This window comes from Pontibacter coccineus (genome assembly GCF_030546575.1).
Taxonomy (GTDB): domain Bacteria; phylum Bacteroidota; class Bacteroidia; order Cytophagales; family Hymenobacteraceae; genus Pontibacter; species Pontibacter coccineus.
The window spans coordinates 117379-134508 of record NZ_JAUOTN010000010.1 but is presented as its reverse complement, the minus strand read 5'-3'; the positions used below and the strand labels follow the sequence as shown (position 1 = coordinate 134508).

Below are 17130 nucleotides of genomic sequence, written 5' to 3'. Positions count from 1 at the left end.
GCTACTTTCAGGTATACCTTCCAGACCTGTATTGGCCTATTTGCAGTTCTTCTTCCTTATTTTTCCTTCTTTGGTCAGGTATAAGGTCTGGCCGTTCTTTTTCAGTTCAATGCAGACGTCAGAAGCGTAGAATATAACGGGTCTGTCAAAAACTGGACCTGTAATGTCTTTGCCTGACTTGTCTACATAACCAAACTTATAAACATCTCCGGAAGGCGGATCCTGGCGGTAGTAGTAGAATTGCTTGCTGATGTCGTCTGTAATGTAATCATACCAGGCGGTAAACTGTTTGCCCTCCGCTGTAAAAAGCGCCTCCTTCTGAGAAGTGTTTCTGACATTGAAGATCTTGTTGTCGCTTCCTGAGCTGATCTTTTCGTACTCAAAAGGGATCACGATTTTCCCTTGCTCGTCCATCACACCCGCTTTGCCTTTCAGCACCAGAATGACCAGGCCGTTCCTGAAATAAGTGTACTTGTCGTCATAGATAAGCGGCACGAGTACTTCATGTGTTTTTTTGTCGATGAAGCCGCATTTACCGTTCTGGCAAACCCAGTAGCGCGGCCCCTGGCTGTCCACACTATCGTAAATTGGTTTGAGGAGGTAGGTGCCGCTTTCACCGTCGATCAGGGCATCTTTGCCGTTGATATTTACCATGATCTCAGCGCCATGGTAGCCCTGTAATACGGCCCCTGCAGGCAGGATGCTGCTGCCTGTTTCCGTGATGATATCCGTTTTGCGCTTCCCTTCTTCCTGGTACTCGGCATAATACACATCGGTGCGCTGAAAGAATACTTCCAGTTTGCTGTACCGGATCGGGAGGAGGAATTTGTGCTCCGTATCCATGAGCCCGAATTTGCCGTCCAGTTCCACTCTGATGTAAGGCTCATATCCTTTGTACTCCACAGAGGTATACTGGGCAGGCACGACGATCTTCCCATCGTAATCAGCGAGGCCAAACTTCCCTTTCTCTTCGATAAGCTTGTAGTATACTTCCAGCTGTAGCTGCTGCGGTGGCATTTCATCCAGTTCTTCTATCACCTGTGCGAAAGCGGGAGCGAAAGGAAGGGAAAGAAAAGCGATCAGTAGTAAAAGCTGCTTAATAAGCGATGTAGTTAATCAATGGGTGGAGGTATTAAATATTAAAGATAAGCTATATAAAGAATCTGTGCAATCGGAAGATGGAGCTTCCGGAAAACAAAAAAGCAGCAAACGTCCCGGTCTGCTGCTTTTTAAAAATGGTGTGGGTATACCTGCCGTTCGGGGCAGGGCGTATGTGTTAGTCGTAGCTCTTCTTTTTCTTTTCGAGTTTGGCCGCCTGCTTTTCCTTTGGAGTTTTAGCCGGCTTTTTCTTTGTGTCCTTTTTTGCGTCTTGTGACTTTGCCATAGGTTTAGATTTAAGGTATAGAATAAAGGTACGTAATTTTTCTATTCGTAATGCACCTTCAGCTCATCTTCCGCCAAACCGAAGGCAATTCCCCGCATCAGGATCTGCGCATTGGGGTGGGAGGGGTCCTGCAGGTCCTGTTCAATTTCCCGGATGCTCATGCCCTGCGTGTCGCCCCCGAAAATGCGGATGCGGAGCGAGCGTGTGCTTTCCAACGCTTCTTCAGATTCGTCCTCCATTTCATCGTCTGCATCCGCCTGCAGCTGCAGTTCCATTTCCTGCAAACGCCCGATCAGGGTGTCGCGGTCTATTTCCTGGTCCAGGAACTGGCCGAACAACTGCCGGGCCATGGGAGAGTAGTGGGGTTGATGGGACATAGGTAATATGTTGATAGCGTAATCACGTGCAAGATAGGGGAAATGTGCATCAAATGTTGCCTCCGTATACCTATTAAGCCGGATAGGCCACAATCAGACCAGTTCCTCTACCGCATGCTTCAGGTTACCGGATATGGTGTGCAGCCACTTCAGCTGGTCCGAAATCAGGCGGGCCTCCTTCAGATTTTTGAGAAAGGCGGGGGCGATGGGCTTGTATGTGGCACCGGCCAGCTCGTGGGTACGGATGGCCACCAACTCGTTATACCTGCCCTCCAGATGTTGGTAAGCTTCCACCAACTCTTCTTTGGCCACTGCTTCTAAGGGTGCTTCCTGCTCCAGTGTTTGCAGGGCCTGCGCCAGGTTGGCGTCTATCGATTTAATGACCAGGTGCAGGTCTTCTGAAGCGGCCTCTACCTGATTGCCCCGGATAAAGGTACCCAGCGCAGCCGCAGCGGCCAGAAAGGTATGGTTCAGGCCGACAATCTCGTAGATCTCCATCAGTTTGTGCTGCGCGGACTCCGGCTCCTGGCTCATCCGCTGGAATGCCGCGTTCAGGTTGCCCATCTGCAGAAAAGCTTCTTTTCTGGCGAGCTTGTAGTCCATGGTATCCTGCGATTTTTGCTGACTATACCTGTCTATACCCGCCAGGTAGCTGCGGTTGGCGTTCAGGGCTTTTACAATGTTACTTTTGATACTCAGCGACTCCCATGAAGGCCACAAAAAGGAGATGGCTCCCAGGGAAATGGCAGCTCCGGTCAGGGTATCGATCACCCGGAACTGGATCGCGTCGAAGGCATCCGGGGAAATAAGGGCATAGATGAAGATGACGCCGGTGGTCACGAAAATAGAGGAGGTGCGGTAGTTGCGCTGAACAAAAGCGAAGGAAAGTACCAGCGAAACCAAGGCCAGCGCGCCATACAGGTATACGTTCTGCACCAGGAGCACCACCGTGCCCGCTATCACAGCACCCAGCAAAGTGCCGTAGAGCCTATGCTTCGAGCGCTCTTTGGTCAGGGTATAGCCGGGCCTCAGGATCACCACGATTGTGAGCAGGATCCAGTATGCATTCTGAATCGGGAAGAGAATGCCCAGCACATAGCCCAGCAGCATCGCGATCGTTAACCGGCCGGCGTGTTTAAAGATGGGCGACTCCAGGGAGAGGTTATCGCGTAAGATTCGCACGTCATAATCCTGCTGGGTGATAAATTGCCGGCTTTCCCTGCTCTGCATACCGATACTTTGCTTGTCCTCCAGGTCCAGGTATACGCGCTCGATCGACGAGATCTTTTGCAGTAGCTTTTCTTCGTAGTCCAGCAGGTTGTGGAGCAGGAGCGCACCTTCCCGGGCCTGGGGCAGTTGCAGTTCTTCCACGTACTGGCGGATGCTGTCGCGGCACTTTTCCAGCAAAGGCTCCAGGTCGCTTTCAATGGATAGGGCGCGCTCCTGCTGCATGCTGTCCGCCAGTTTGTCCAGCTTATCCGACAGCTCAAAAACCAGCTTGATGAAGGGCAGCAACACCCGGATGGAGTGGCCGAAGAGTTCCCTGGCACGCGCATAGTTGGCCGGGTTGGCAAGTGATAACTCCAGGATGTCGATCAGGTCGATGAAGATCAGGAGCTGTTTGCGGTGGTAGTTGGAGGTACCGGAGCTTTGCCTTTCGTGCAGGAGGACCTCGCGCAGGGCCTCGTGCGTTTCGTTCAGTTTCACCTGCAGGTTGTAGAACTCCTTCAGGAGCGCCTCCTGGTCCTCGCTATCCGTGGCCAGCTTGCCGCGCAGCTGTATGTAGCGGGCCGTCTGCCGCAGACAGGTAATGATCAGGTTTTCGGTTTGCCGCCTTTGGAGCAGCGAATGGAAAACAAGCGAAAGCATCAGCGCCCACAGGCCACCCGCACCCATCAGCAGGCCGTGAATAAATATGTCGGCGCCCGAATGGGCATGCACAAAACTCATCACAATGGCCATCAGTCCGGCAAAAGATACCAGCGAGGCCCGGAAGCCATATACGGAAATAAAGGAGATGGCAAACACCAGCACGGCCAGTACCGGCAGCAGCAAGTATAGACTTCCCGATGCCAGGCCAATGACGATACTGGCCAGCATAGCAATAGCTGCCGCCGCCAATATACCTACGGTTTTATGCTTTCTGCTCCCCGGCACATCGCTCCCTGAAGCCAGCACCGTACCCATGGCGATGCTCAGAAAGTAGGGCAACTGATCGAGCCATAGCCCCAGTGAAACGGGCACAGCGGCCCCAAACGAAATCACCAGCGCCTTTACAAAGTCGATACTCTTGAAAAATTGTCTCAGCTCCTGCAGCATACCGCAAATTTACGGGATTGCGGGCGGGAAGTAGTATTTGATTGGGGAAGTTTTAGAAACTGGTGTAGGGTTACAGGATAAGCTTCCTTTCTTTTAGCCAGTCGAAGATAATCTGGTCTACAGGTGACACCGCTTGTCTGTCCTGATAGGTGAGCCATACCACTTCCTCTATTTCGCTGGCTGCAGCGATCGTTCCCGTATAAGCACCGGTATAGCAGGTCATCTGTACCTGCACGCCATCCGGATGGCTGTCGGCCTGCGCCAGAAATATACCCAGGAATCGGGTACTGTTTTCGATCAGGGATATGCTGAGCTCCTCGTTTATTTCCCTCGACAAAGCTTCAAAGTCATTCTCTCCCAGTTCCCGTTTCCCACCGGGAAAATAGTATTTGGTTCTTCCCTTGCTGCGGGTACTCAGTATTTTACCGTCCTGGATCTCGATCCAGGCGAGTTTGTCGATCAGCTTCAAGACTATGATATTTTTTAAGTTTGGTTTAGAAAAATTACCCCACAGCCATTTTAGCTACGCCCTTCCATAAGAAGGCAGGCATAGGTTCTTGTAACTCCCAATTTATACTCATAGGTTTTGAGCCTTTATGAGAGATATAATCTACAGGGCCTAAGAAGTAATATGGACTTGTAAATCCATGATTATCTTTCTTCTCTTCACGTACAAAGAGCAGCAGGTTTTTATTGATTTCTCTGTGAGTGATGTAGGATGTACCTATAGGGCTTTCAGGGGCTGTTTTATTCTGAGACTGCCAGTGGAATATCTTTTCGCTAATTGCATAATCTTCATACTGTGTGCTAGGAGAGAAGTCTTTGTCTGATTTGTTTAAAGTAACGAGAAGTAACTCTGTATTTAATATGGGAATATTGATAACTCCTTCTTGAGAAGGAAATGGTCTTTCGGGAGTTGTTTTACCAAAGGCACACAAAATTTCATCTCTCGAATAGCGCGCATGTACTTCCAGTGCTAAGGGGAATTCTAAATCAACCTCCTTAGTAGTATGCTCAAGTCGGCTTTGCAAAAATGAGATGATCTCGTGCAGTTCTTCCTTGAGCACCGAATACTTTGCTAGTTCCTTCAATCCCTGCTGTATACTTGTAAAGCCATATTCCCTGATACCTTTTTGCCAGATGTCATAATAGAACATCAGCGCAAACTGTTCATCTATTGAATTCGAGCAGGCATAATTAAAATCATGCGCTATAAGTTTTGCGATGAAGGCAAGATAAGAGGGAGAATCGATTTGAACTATTCGCTTCAGGCCCTTTGCTATCTGGGTATGGAAGCCTTTAGCTTCATATATTACGAGCCCTGCATCCTGCTTCAGTTCAGACCAGGTACTGGTACTGTATATGGTGCGGATATCTAATTGATGAAACTGCAGGAAGTTAGTAAGCGTCAGTTGCTGATGCGCAACATGTTGAAAATTAGTTACCTCTCTTCGGAGTCTACGGAGGTTGAAAACGGCATTCTTGATATTTTCGAGTATATACTCTTTGGCTTGTTTCTCCATGCGGATGTTACAACCAGCGGGGAGATGGGGGAAGTTGTTTTCAATTTCTTTCTGAATACTAAATCTCGACTTACCAGCGAGTGCTCTAAACTTATCGGAGAAGTTATAGTTAACATGTGCCTGGCTTACAAAATCGAGTACAGTCAGGCATTCCTTGCCTTCCGAAATTCTAAGTCCGCGGCCAAGTTGCTGCAGAAATATTGTTAAACTCTCGGTAGGGCGCAGGAACAGGACGGTATCAATCTCAGGTATGTCTACCCCTTCGTTAAATATGTCGACCACGAAAACAAAGTTGACTTCGCCTCTTATCAGCCGCTGCCTGATAGTCGTTCGTTCGGTATCATTGCCATTGCCGCTAACTAAAGAAACAGCTTTGTAGCCAGCCGCATTAAAGGCATCGCTCATGAACTGAGCATGCGCCTTTGAGCTACAGAACCCTAGCGTTTTCGATTCGAAAGGATCTGTCAAGTAGTGCTCTACTGATTCTATAATCAAGGCCGCTCTTTGCCTGGTAGAGAGCACCGCTGTCAGATCAGTAGTATTATACCTACCGGCTTCCCACTTGACGTTTTTCAGGTTAACACTTTTTTCATCAGAGATACAGAAGTACTGGAATGGACTGAGCAGTTTTAAGGTAAGCGCATCTGCTAATCTTATCTCAGCCGATATTTTATTATTGAAATCTGGCAACAGACTCTTGCCGTCCATACGCTCCGGCGTGGCAGTAAGTCCGAGCAGAATTTTTGGCTCGAACAGCGCAAAGATGCTACGGTATGTATCGGCTTGGCTGTGGTGTGCTTCGTCTATGACTATATAATCATAATAATCTTTCGGGAACCTTTCCTGAAAGAGTTCTTTCTGTGAATTAAAAGTTTGAATGGAAACAAAGAGGTGCTTTAAATCCCCATCCTGAGGGGTATAGTTCCCTACCCAGAGCTGTCCAAAATCATTGAACCCGGATCCGAGCACTGCTCTGAAAGAGGCAATGGCCTGCTCCAAAATCTCCTTTCGGTGCGCTACAAAAAGCAGGTTGGCTTTGCCTTTCTGCGCCAGGAAAAACCTTTGGTAATCGAAGGCGGAAATAATGGTTTTACCCGTGCCCGTGGCTGCTACCACAAGATTTCGGTAGTTATTGTACATCTCCCGTTCTACCTGCAGTTTTTCCAGCACTTCCTTCTGAAATGGGAAAGGGTTAATTTTAAAATAGTCCGTTAGGGAAACTACATTTTCACGTTGTTTCTCTTGCTGTATGGCTTCTTTGAATTTAGCTATACCACCGACAGTTAGATCCTCAAAATCGATGCTGTTCCAGTAATGATCGAAAGTGGCTTTTGCCTTTTCTATGATGTGAGGATTCTCCTGACTGGTTACGCGCAAATTCCACTCCAGGCCTTTAGTTAAAGCCGATTTAGATAAGTTGGATGAACCAATAAATGCAGTATTGAAATTGGTATTTCTTTCAAAGATGTAAGCCTTGGCGTGCAGTCGCTCGATCTTGGTCTGGTATGAGATCTTGATGTGCGTATTGGGAAGTTTTGATAAAAAATCCAGCGCTCTTGCCTCCGTAGCACCCATATAAGAAGTTGTGATAATCCGAAGCTCGGCACCTTCACGGGCTGTAAATTCTCTCAGGGCACGTTCAAAAATTCGCAGGCCAGACCACCTGATAAAGGAGATGATCCAATAGATTTTGTCCGCCGATACAATGTCGCGTTCGATCTCCGTATCAATTGAAATATCCGAGTTACTTCCTGTAAATAGACTGCTAACAGATAATCCAGTTTGAGGAATTTTCCGGTTCAAATCGTCCTGTAGTTGTTTGTCAGTTTTACCAATCTTAGACAAAACAGCTGTCAGAATTTGGCCTTCATGGTAAATCAGACTATCGCTCGCCTCTAGGTTTAACCTTTCATCCACAAACTGAATGATCTCATTGCAGAATTTAACCTGTTGCTGAATGTTATCTTTCTTCAGCTCTCTTAAAGCTAATTGAAGCAGATTTATCAGATAGTCAGAAAGAATACTGGCAGCTTCCTCTTTATCAATCTGAGCTTGCGCTATGAAGAACTTGTCAGAAGGAATACTATTGATCTTGTCTTTCAGCGAAGCCGTGATTAACTGTTCATAGATTCCTTCTTTGAGCATGGAGTAGTGATATGACTGACTAAATTAAGAAGATTTTTTTACTCGTTTAGCCTTTAAACACATGTTCCCGATGCCAGGCTGGATTAGATGTGTTCGGAGGATGTCAATCAGTTTGCAGGCAATGCATTTAAGACCTCAACACCTATCTTTTTAGTGCCTTTAATACCGTAGGACTTTAGCTTATACTTTACTTTGGCGCCCGGTCTGAAATAGTCATAAACGGTCTGCCGCTCAGTGCCCAAAAGTGTCTCAGTTTTGCTGTAATAACTGATCACAAGCTCCACATCCTTGTAGGTGGCAACACTGGCTGTACTGTTTATAGTCCCTTCCATAACCCATTCCCCAAGCAGGTTTTTCCGATGTGTACCGTCTGTTGATAAAAAATTGGAAGGGTACATTCTTTCCTGTTCTTCCAGTGTAAGCTTAGCCTCTTCGTAAGAAGTATGACTATTGGAGTAGCCGGAATCGCAGCCGCTAAGGCTACTTAGTAAAATAGGGGAGAGGGTCAGTAGGAATAGAAGTTTTGCTCTCATAAAGTAAGTTAAATTCACACAATACATCCATAGCACAATACGCTTATCAATGCCACTATGGAAATTTACTAGGTAATAATAGGGATCTTTTGCTTTATTTTAAAGATATTATATATTTAAATAAAAATATTTAAATGGCTGTTATAATAAGAAAACAAGCGTTACTAGTTCTGTTCCTGTTTATTGCAGTGGTATGCCAGGCACAAACGGTTTACAAAACAAGGACGGGTGCCAAGTACCACGTTCAGACCTGTCGTTACCTCAAAAGCTCGTTCGAAACAACGGTAGCAGAGGCTCAGGCCGAGGGGCTAACGGCCTGTAGCGTGTGCAAGCCTTCGACAGGTTCAGCTGGAAATGCAATTGCCCCCGCTGCATACCAAGGTACCCGTGTGAGCAGCAATTCATCGACCAGCAGCAGGCAGTGTTCAGGCACTACCAAGGCCGGAGCGAGGTGCAAGCGCATGACAACCAGTGCGAATGGGAGATGTTATCAGCATTAAGAAAATATATGAAACATAAAGACAAGCATACGGATGCTCTGATTCTTTCAAGCGGAGAAGGGCGAGTTTATAACTGTGGCAATATGACAGCCATATTTAAAGCCGATGAAAATGAAACGAATGAGAAAAACAGTATTTCGGAATGGTGGTTAGAGCCTAATGCTAATGGTCCTGGTCAGCACCAACATGAAGATAATGACGAAGTATTTATTTACTGGAAGGAACAGCCTCAACATTCATTGGCGACAAATGGATTGACGGAATTCTGATAAAGGAGCTTTTATCAGAATTCCGTCAAAGACAGCGCACGACTTTAAAAACCAAACAGACAAGCGAATAGGCCTGCTGAATTCTTTATCCCTGGTGGATTTGAAAGAAACATGCCCTCCATTGTGAAATGGTTTGAAGAGAATGAATAAATCAGTTTACAATGGATAGTATAAGCAAATACATAGCGCAATTTAAAGCTGAGTCCATTATGGGCATATTACTCGACTACTAAATTATACTTGCGCAATTAACAATATGGGATAATATCATGAAGTATATACTTCTTTTCTTCTTGCTCACTCAATCGGTACTAGGTTATTCTCAATTCTTCGTCGGCGACTCAAGAGAGTTTGCAAAAACTGTTTTGGAGAAGAAAGAGATTAAGTTTACGGAAGACATTGTAACAGACACCACAAGTCGAATATCGTGGATAATTGAAAACGGATACCAAATGATTTTGGTGTTAAATACTAATGGCGTTGTAATTCGACAGACACTAATTCCAGAAATCGAAAATGGAGTTAATGAATTTATAAGGTGGTTTAATGAGGATTTTGTCAGGATATCAGATACTGAATGGAGAAACTATACCGACGGAAGAATCTATAAAATCGAGTTAAAACATATACTTCGCGAACCATTCTTTTCAATTACCCTTGCTGCAGATTCTGAATAAATGATAAGGGCCAGCTACCTATACGATCTATTCAAAAGGAACTGAAGTAAGCTTTGTACAGGAGCAAAGTGCGATAGGTAAAAAGGTCATTTTACAAACTCATTTAATACGGCTTAAAATATCTTCCAAGTCTTTTATGACTGAGTGAAAAGACTGCATTTTAACTCTGCATTCTACTAGTTCCAGAATATCGCCATGGTTACCACCAACATTGATGTAGATGTTATCGCTATTGATGACATCTAATTTTGTTTTAATAATCGTTTCGTTCAGATGAATGTAGTGCTTGTATCGGCTAATCAATTCCTCTAATTCCTGTCTTGTAACGTTTTCCATAGTTAATCAAAATGCTCTCCCCAACTTGTTAAGAATTAGATAAAATAAAAAATGGTGGAAACAATAGAGAAAAGCATACGCCAACTAAATCAATAAGATATGTGAATTTCTTTTGCAAACTCTCCGCTCAGGCATTTATTGCTACTCTAAGCCTATTAAGTGATAGCTTGTAACCAGTTAATTTCGGATTGCTTAAAGGCGAACCCGCCCTTGAGTACTGGCAGTGTTTAAAGTTGAAAGTGACTCTTTTAGCTACTTCTTAAACACCTGATCCCGGTGCCAGGCCAAGTTGTAGGCATTTGGGAAATGCTTCTCTCCAAAGGGCAAGGTAAGTGGCTTGCCTCTTAGATGTAAGAGCGCATAGTCATTTGTCAGGTCTTCTGCTATTGCGTATGATACTAGCACTTTGAGCTTTTCATCTACGGATATTAGACCACGATCAAAAGCCCGGTGAAGGTTGGGACAGAGAGCTAATCCATTGTTGATTTTGTCGTCTTTGCTTAAACTGAAAGGCACGATATGGCAGGCATCGATCATAGAAAATCCGTGGTTGGAAACCAACCGCATACCAGAAATGCAACAGGTGTGGTTGTATACCTGCGGCACAAGTTTTTTGAACATCCCGCCCCGGATAAATTGCTCTTCCTCGTCTGTTTCGTTCACTGCCAAGGTATAGCTGGCAGGACTCTCGTTAAGCAGATAGCTTTGCAGGTTTTGGATGTACCCACCGTGTTTTGCACTGAGGTACTCAGCTTTGGTATCCGGAAAATAATAGTCTAGAATAACAGTCTTTAGAATATTTCGGGACTCTGTGTCCAACAATAAGGTATAGAGGTCTTCAGAAAAAAAACCAAAGTCAACTACTTCACTAAGGGTATGGATGCTTCTGATATGAACTTGGAGAGCTGTACCCATTTTAGTTTTAACACTCCAAAAACCTTCAGTTGTCAAGTGATAAAAAGGTAAAGAGAAGTCAGATGTGTGTGCTGTCCTCACCAGTAGTGCGAAAGTCTCTTTAAACTGCGCAACCAGCTCTGGTGCAATGTATATCCTATTCTCAGAGAGCTCGCCTTTCTCAAATAACTCTATAAAAGTTAGCAACAGAACCGGTTTGTGTGGTGCTTTGCCATATTGAGTTACGCCCTGGCGCAACTTCGTGAATTTCTTCAGGTAGATTTTGAGTGCCGGGTTGTTTGTAACGGAGCCCATCTGTTTCATCTCGACAATATAGCGATTTGCTGATAGACTTACATTTTAAAGTTAGGTCGAAATCAGCTAACTAAAGCAAGTGCTATACCTGTGAGGATGTCCAACGGAACTGGTGCCAACTATAAGCGAAAGCTATACCTACGAGCAATAGACATTCATGCTACGAATCAAAAAAGCCGCCTTCAATAACTGAAAGAGCGGCTCTTTTGATTCTGTTACTTCTGATCGCAGTTGAACATCCAGTGCACGTTGAATTTGTCTTCGAAACTGCCATAGTAGTCGGCGCGTCGAGCAGGATGCTGTATACCTTTTCGTTGGGCGCCTGTATATTAATTTTGTTGTGCAGTGCGCGGGGTTAGGCGGCGGCTTCCACGTAGTTTTTGAAGTTATCCAGAATAGCCTGCCAGCCCGCCTGCTGCATCTCTACCGAATGGCTAGGGTCTGCATCGAAGACCTCCGTGAGGCGGGTTTCCGTGCCATTTGGCTCGAAACTGATCGTGACTGTGCGGCCGTCCTCCAGGATATAGGCAATGCGGGCGTGCTCCTGCACATCGGTGTAGGTACCCGTAAAGTCAAAACCCATGCTGCCGTCTTTGGCCTCCATTCTGGAGAGGAAGGTGCCGCCCACCCGAAGGTCGTTTTCTGCGCGTGGGGTATACCAGTCAGCAGAAGCGTTGTTCCATTGAGTGATGTGCTGCGGCTCAGTCCAGCATTGCCAGACTTTCGCTACAGGTGCCTGTATGTTTGCGCTGATGGTGATGGTCGTATTTTTTGAAGTATTTTCCATAGTAATCATTTGAAGAGTTTCCTATATAAATTAGAAAGCTGGTATTGTAATGCAGACAACTGTTTGATTTAGCTCATCATACACGGTTTTGGAACTTGTTGATGTGGAGGATCGGCCGTAGGCTTTCCAGTTTACTATATAGACTTTGGAAGCATACCTATGATTAATCAGGTAAAGGCCGGTAGTCTGTACTTCAACCGAGGGCCTGTATTCGGCTAAAAATGTCCTTCGTAACTGATTATGCTCCCTACCGCTGTCGGAGCTCTTTCCAAAGTATAATTTTATTCAAAATTTAGTAATATTCATAAGTTATTATACAATAAAAGCACAAATGCTTTAGCTGCTGTCACCGTACAGATGCATCTTACCTAATGATCAAAGTGAATTTTATAACGTAAAGATATCTGCTACCTACATTAAGGTGCAATTGTATTAATCGATCTGACTTCTATCAACATCTGCTTCAAGCAGTGAGCAACACCCTTTTCTTCAGCGGTATCTTTCTGATAACGTTGCTGCTGTATTAAATTATTCTTTTTGCTATCCCACTGAAAGCAGGTTGCCATCAATTGTACTTGATGGAAATTTTGCTTTGTGCATTGATGCCAGACCGTCCAGTTGAAAGTATTTAATGACCGAAGGGTATGAAAAATGTATCCACTTTGCTTTTCCTGTTGTGTATAGGACTTCCCCTCACTATCTGCTCCTGCGGGGAGCGTAAAACAAAAGACGGAAATGAAGCCAAGACAGATACTGGTACCGATGCGTCCTCTACCCGAAGCAGGCCGAACATTCTCCTGATCGTGGTGGACGATCTGGGGTACTCAGACCTGTCGCCGTTCGGAGGGGAGATCCGTACCCCCAACGTCCAGCGCCTGGCCGACAACGGGTTGATTGTGCAGCATTGCTATACCACGCCGCTCTGCGCGCCCTCCCGGGCCATGTTTATGTCCGGTATGGACAACCATATCAGCGGCATTGGCTCGATGCCTCCATTTCAGGCAGCCAACCAGTACATGCAGCCCGGCTATGAGGGGTACCTGAACGACCGGGTCATGACCCTTCCGGAAGTGTTGCGCGAAAACGGCTACCATACTTATATGAGCGGCAAGTGGCACCTGGGGCATGAAAAAGGCAGGCGCCCGTTTGAGGAAGGCTTTGAGCACAGCTTCTCCTTTCTGGGCGGGGGCGTGAGCCATTTCAACAACATGTTTCCGCTGGGCCCAGAAGAAGTGATACACACCGTGTACTACGATGACAGTGTGCTGGTGAAAAAGCTTCCGGATGATTTTTACTCTTCCGATTACTACGCAGACAGAATGATCCAGTACATCACCGAACAGAAAGACGACGCGCCTTTCTTCGGCTACCTGGCTTTCACGGCGCCCCACGACCCGCTGCATGTGCCAGACAAATGGATGGATAAGTACAAGGGCGCTTACGACAAAGGCTATGACCACATTCGCCAGGTGCGGATGGACAACATGAAAAAGCTTGGCCTGATTCCCAAAGACCTTCCGATGAACCCGGGTTCAGGGGAATATAAAAAGTGGAACGAGCTCTCAGCGCAGCAGAAAAAAGTGGAAGCCCGCCGGATGGAGCTCTACGCCACCATGCTGGAGATCATGGACCTGAATATCGGCCGCGTGCTGGATGCCCTGCAAAAAGCTGGCAAGCTGGAAAATACCTTGATCATCCTGATCGGTGACAACGGTGCTAACCCCAAAGACCCTTCGTTTTATAAGACTAACATGAAGCCGTTCGACAATAGCCTGGAGAATTTAGGGAAGCCCAACTCCTTTATTTCATTGGAAGGGGCGTGGGCAGAGGTGACCGCTACGCCTTATTCTTATTTCAAAACCACCACAGGCGAGGGAGGTATCCGGGTGCCCTTTATTATCTCCGGACCAGGCGTTACCTTAAAAGGAATAGATGCCAGCAACAAAATTTTAGGCACCGACATCATGCCTACGCTGCTCGAAATCACCGGGACCAAGCGGCCGGATACGTACAGAAACAACAAGCTCGCCGCCATGACCGGAACTCCTTTTAATGAAATGTTGAGTAATAAACGAGCTACTGTGCGGGATGAAAACGCCGGCTTTGGGATTGAAAGCCTGGAAAATAAAGCCTACCTCAAAGGTGACTGGAAAATCCGGTTCCTGATGCCACCTTTCGGAGAGGGAAGGAACTGGCAACTGTTTAACGTGAAGGAGGATCCCCGGGAGCAACATGACCTTGCCGATCAGAAACCGGAAAAGCTCCACGAAATGTTAAGCGGCTGGATTGGATATACACAGGCAGTGGGCTATATACCATTTCATGGAGGCAGAGCCTATAGTGTGCTCGGACCAGAGAATTTCTTTAAATCCAAGCTAGACTCCACGAATAGGGCCATCATAGGAAAAGCTACGCTAGAGCTGCAACGTGGTGGAGAGTAGTATTCAAGATGCCATGCATGTTGCAGCTCCTTTTTCAATACCGCTTTTCCTGGTTGTACTGTGTAACTATCAGGCTATCAATACAGACTAAGCCCTGCTTTTGCTTTCAGGAGCACGATCAAGCCGGTTATACCTGGATTCGATGGGTTAAGATGCTGCAGCCAAAGGGCAACTATCAAAAAACATATACTTAAAAACGGAACATCCTACATGTTGACTTCTGCAACACCGGCTTCTCTTTTTTTATATGGTGCGCTCTGCCTCACCATCTCCTGCCAACAGCAAAGTGCGCAGGAGGAGAATGCTAATATGGTTACGGGAGAACCTGCTTCGTGCCATGAAGGCCTGCCTTCCCGGTTTGCAGGCACCGGCAAGACAGTCCCTTTTAAAAGAGGCGACGTATCACACGATAGTATGGTATGGATCGAAGGGGGAGCGTTTGACATGGGCGCTGCCGATGCAGAAGGAAGGCAGGACGAATATCCCCAGCATAAGGTGGAAGTGGATGGTTTCTGGATGGACGCCACTGAGGTGACCAATGCCCAGTTCACCAAATTTGTGCAGGAGACAGGATACGTGACCACGGCGGAAAGAGCGCCGGATTGGGAAGAGCTCAGGAAACAACTGCCAGCTGGCACGCCAAGACCTGCCGATAGCTTGCTTGTTGCCGCTTCTCTGGTCTTTATGCCGCCTGCTTATGAAGTAGGGCTACAGGATGCACGGCAATGGTGGTCTTGGAAAAAAGGGGCTGACTGGAAGCACCCGCAGGGGCCTGGCAGCAACCTGGAAGGCAAAGAAAACCATCCGGTCGTACACGTGTCGTGGGATGATGCGGTGGCTTATGCCACTTGGGCCGGCAAGCGCCTGCCCACGGAAGCAGAATGGGAGTTTGCCGCACGGGGTGGAATTGAAAACCAGCCATACCCTTGGGGAAACGAGCAGGTAGAGCAAGGAAAGCCGAAAGCCAATACCTGGCAGGGGCAGTTCCCGAACCGGAACAACGGCTGGGACAAGTATAGCGGTTTAGCTCCGGTCAGTTCTTTTGCTCCCAATGCCTATGGCTTGTACGATATGGCCGGTAACGTATGGGAGTGGTGCACTGACTGGTACGATCCCAACTACTACAACAGCTCCCCAGACCAAGTGATGGCAAACCCCAAAGGACCAGCTACCAGTTTTGATCCGATGGAGCCGACTGTTCCCAAAAGAGTGATGAGGGGCGGCTCATTTATGTGTCATGCCTCCTATTGCAAAGGGTACAGAGTATCGGCACGTATGAAATCCTCTCCTGATACAGGGCTGGAGAATTCTGGCTTCCGATGCGTTTCTTCGCAGTAAGCAGGGCGAGATAGAATGCCGCTTTCTGCGATACTAGTAATAGTCCTCACCCTGCTCAGGTATACCTACCGGAGGGAGTGCGCGCCGCGGAAGTCCTCCCTTGCATTTGTAAAGGCTAATGTGAAGGATTCTGCGCACGGACCGATCAAGCTCTCTGTTAAGTAGTGTAACCGCTACACTTTCTACAGTTTCCCCTGCATGAACCACCCACAGGCAAACATTCACCTGATAACCGGCACCTGCTTTTATTATACTACAGAAATAAAACAGCTTCCCTTTTAGCAGGAGCTGGAAGCAGGCGTCTATGGGCCAGCTCAAAGGAAGTTTTGAGTTTGGTTTTTATGGATCGGTGCCGGATGAAGGCCAGACTACTTTTCACTTCCGTAAGGCTTTTGTAAAATTGGGTAGATTTTTAGTCGGGCAAACCGAATGCATTTTCACAGATACTGATGTAGACCCCAATATCCTGGATTACAGGTAATGTATTTAATGATAGAGGGTTATGGTGATTTCTTCAACAAGTAAACACAATGCCTAATTGATACAAAATTATTTTTATAGCAGGTTTCTGTCTTCTTCTGGGCATAAAAGGAGAGCCGGTAAGGCTCTGCTATACCCTGGCAATTTTACTTCCCATGCGTGCATCAAATTCCGCTTCTGAGCTGGTACCCGTCAGGTCGAGAGCCTTGAGCGAGAGGCGGGCGCAGGCATCTGCGTCGGAGGCGGCGCGGTGGTGCAGGAAATCAATGCGGTGCATGTTGCAGAGCGTTTTGAGGTCGTACTTGTGCATTCCTTTCCAGATGTTCTTCGAAAACTTCAGGCTGCAGGTATAGCGTGCCTCCGGCAGCGGGATACCATAGGTTGTCAGTGTTTTGCGCAGCACACTCATGTCGAAGCTCGCATTGTGGGCGATCAGCAACTGGTTTTCGAGGTAAGGTTTTAGCTCCGGCCAAAGTTCCGCGAAATCAGGCTGGTCCCGTACGTCAGTCGCCCGGATGCCGTGCACGGCGATGTTAAAGGAATTGAAATTGGGGTAATACAAAGGCTTGATCAGCCAGGATCGTGTTTCTACAATCCGCCTGTCGCGCACCACAGTTATACCTATCTCACAAGGGCTGTCACGCTGGGGCGTGGCCGTTTCAAAATCAAGCGCAATAAAATCCATCAGGTGGCTACGTGTAAAATGCAGGGTGTTAAAAGCGAGGTCGCAAGTTAGTCAATTTGCAGGTATGAGGGAGGAGTTGACCTCTTTTGTTATCTCGACGATAGCGGAGAGCTGGAGGAAGTTTGTG

Annotated in this window: 15 protein-coding genes; 5 read left to right on the top strand and 10 right to left on the bottom strand. The window is 46.9% G+C overall.

Translation table 11 applies throughout. From position 1 onward, the window contains the following. Window positions 1-36 precede the first annotated feature (36 nt). The 6 genes from Q4E40_RS19215 to Q4E40_RS19190 form a co-directional block, all read right to left on the bottom strand. Window positions 37-1038, bottom strand: a complete 1002-nt coding sequence (locus Q4E40_RS19215; RefSeq protein WP_303414581.1) for a WG repeat-containing protein — start codon at window positions 1036-1038, stop codon at window positions 37-39. Between the two features lie 387 nt (window positions 1039-1425). Continuing rightward, complete coding sequence (locus Q4E40_RS19210) at window positions 1426-1761, bottom strand: hypothetical protein (protein ID WP_303414578.1); 336 nt, start codon at window positions 1759-1761, stop codon at window positions 1426-1428. A 93-nt stretch (window positions 1762-1854) separates the two neighbouring features. After that, window positions 1855-4080: an FUSC family protein gene (locus Q4E40_RS19205; protein ID WP_303414575.1), complete on the bottom strand. Its 2226-nt coding sequence runs from the start codon at window positions 4078-4080 to the stop codon at window positions 1855-1857. 70 nt (window positions 4081-4150) lie between these two features. Beyond that, window positions 4151-4549: an NUDIX hydrolase gene (locus Q4E40_RS19200; protein WP_303414573.1), complete on the bottom strand. Its 399-nt coding sequence runs from the start codon at window positions 4547-4549 to the stop codon at window positions 4151-4153. Window positions 4550-4583: 34 nt separating this feature from the next. Next, window positions 4584-7748, bottom strand: a complete 3165-nt coding sequence (locus tag Q4E40_RS19195) for a DEAD/DEAH box helicase (protein WP_303414571.1) — start codon at window positions 7746-7748, stop codon at window positions 4584-4586. A gap of 107 nt (window positions 7749-7855) precedes the next feature. After that, entirely contained in the window at window positions 7856-8281 is a 426-nt protein-coding gene (locus Q4E40_RS19190; protein ID WP_303414568.1) for a hypothetical protein, read from the bottom strand. Between the two features lie 508 nt (window positions 8282-8789). Between Q4E40_RS19190 and Q4E40_RS19185 the strand changes: the two genes are divergently transcribed. Beyond that, the gene (locus tag Q4E40_RS19185) at window positions 8790-9050 is read left to right on the top strand and encodes a hypothetical protein (protein WP_303414565.1); all 261 of its coding nucleotides are present in this window, start codon (window positions 8790-8792) and stop codon (window positions 9048-9050) included. A gap of 365 nt (window positions 9051-9415) precedes the next feature. Continuing rightward, window positions 9416-9727, top strand: coding sequence for a hypothetical protein (locus Q4E40_RS19180; protein ID WP_303414563.1), 312 nt, complete (start codon window positions 9416-9418; stop codon window positions 9725-9727). A gap of 99 nt (window positions 9728-9826) precedes the next feature. On the opposite strand, the gene Q4E40_RS19175 is transcribed toward Q4E40_RS19180, so the two are convergent. From Q4E40_RS19175 to Q4E40_RS19165, 3 genes are all read right to left on the bottom strand, one after another. Beyond that, window positions 9827-10063: a hypothetical protein gene (locus Q4E40_RS19175; protein ID WP_303414560.1), complete on the bottom strand. Its 237-nt coding sequence runs from the start codon at window positions 10061-10063 to the stop codon at window positions 9827-9829. A gap of 252 nt (window positions 10064-10315) precedes the next feature. Beyond that, entirely contained in the window at window positions 10316-11281 is a 966-nt protein-coding gene (locus Q4E40_RS19170; protein ID WP_303414558.1) for an HNH endonuclease, read from the bottom strand. 346 nt (window positions 11282-11627) lie between these two features. Next, window positions 11628-12059, bottom strand: a complete 432-nt coding sequence (locus Q4E40_RS19165) for an SRPBCC family protein (RefSeq protein WP_303414555.1) — start codon at window positions 12057-12059, stop codon at window positions 11628-11630. Between the two features lie 644 nt (window positions 12060-12703). Here Q4E40_RS19165 and Q4E40_RS19160 point away from each other — a divergent pair. From Q4E40_RS19160 to Q4E40_RS20445, 3 genes are all read left to right on the top strand, one after another. Then, the gene (locus Q4E40_RS19160; protein ID WP_303414552.1) at window positions 12704-14500 is read left to right on the top strand and encodes an arylsulfatase; all 1797 of its coding nucleotides are present in this window, start codon (window positions 12704-12706) and stop codon (window positions 14498-14500) included. 210 nt (window positions 14501-14710) lie between these two features. Beyond that, a complete protein-coding gene (locus Q4E40_RS19155; RefSeq protein ID WP_303414549.1) occupies window positions 14711-15838 on the top strand; it encodes a formylglycine-generating enzyme family protein in 1128 nt (375 codons plus the stop codon). A gap of 304 nt (window positions 15839-16142) precedes the next feature. Beyond that, window positions 16143-16319: a DcaP family trimeric outer membrane transporter gene (locus tag Q4E40_RS20445; RefSeq protein WP_368411184.1), complete on the top strand. Its 177-nt coding sequence runs from the start codon at window positions 16143-16145 to the stop codon at window positions 16317-16319. Between the two features lie 129 nt (window positions 16320-16448). Here Q4E40_RS20445 and Q4E40_RS19150 read toward each other — a convergent pair whose 3' ends face one another. Next, window positions 16449-17003 carry a 3'-5' exonuclease gene (locus tag Q4E40_RS19150; RefSeq protein ID WP_303414546.1) on the bottom strand — a complete coding sequence of 185 codons (555 nt, stop codon included), beginning with the start codon at window positions 17001-17003 and terminating at the stop codon, window positions 16449-16451. Between the last annotated feature and the right edge of the window lie 127 nt (window positions 17004-17130).

Excerpts from the sequence above, each read along its gene's own strand:
- Q4E40_RS19210 (WP_303414578.1), bottom strand. The coding sequence starts at position 1,761 with ATGTCCCATCAACCCCACTACTCTCCCATGGCCCGGCAGTTGTTCGGC.
- Q4E40_RS19205 (WP_303414575.1), bottom strand. The coding sequence starts at position 4,080 with ATGCTGCAGGAGCTGAGACAATTTTTCAAGAGTATCGACTTTGTAAAG.
- Q4E40_RS19195 (WP_303414571.1), bottom strand. The coding sequence starts at position 7,748 with ATGCTCAAAGAAGGAATCTATGAACAGTTAATCACGGCTTCGCTGAAA.
- Q4E40_RS19190 (WP_303414568.1), bottom strand. The coding sequence starts at position 8,281 with ATGAGAGCAAAACTTCTATTCCTACTGACCCTCTCCCCTATTTTACTA.
- Q4E40_RS19185 (WP_303414565.1), top strand. The coding sequence starts at position 8,790 with ATGAAACATAAAGACAAGCATACGGATGCTCTGATTCTTTCAAGCGGA.
- Q4E40_RS19175 (WP_303414560.1), bottom strand. The coding sequence starts at position 10,063 with ATGGAAAACGTTACAAGACAGGAATTAGAGGAATTGATTAGCCGATAC.
- Q4E40_RS19170 (WP_303414558.1), bottom strand. The coding sequence starts at position 11,281 with ATGAAACAGATGGGCTCCGTTACAAACAACCCGGCACTCAAAATCTAC.
- Q4E40_RS19165 (WP_303414555.1), bottom strand. The coding sequence starts at position 12,059 with ATGGAAAATACTTCAAAAAATACGACCATCACCATCAGCGCAAACATA.
- Q4E40_RS19160 (WP_303414552.1), top strand. The coding sequence starts at position 12,704 with ATGAAAAATGTATCCACTTTGCTTTTCCTGTTGTGTATAGGACTTCCC.
- Q4E40_RS19155 (WP_303414549.1), top strand. The coding sequence starts at position 14,711 with ATGTTGACTTCTGCAACACCGGCTTCTCTTTTTTTATATGGTGCGCTC.
- Q4E40_RS20445 (WP_368411184.1), top strand. The coding sequence starts at position 16,143 with ATGGGCCAGCTCAAAGGAAGTTTTGAGTTTGGTTTTTATGGATCGGTG.
- Q4E40_RS19150 (WP_303414546.1), bottom strand. The coding sequence starts at position 17,003 with ATGGATTTTATTGCGCTTGATTTTGAAACGGCCACGCCCCAGCGTGAC.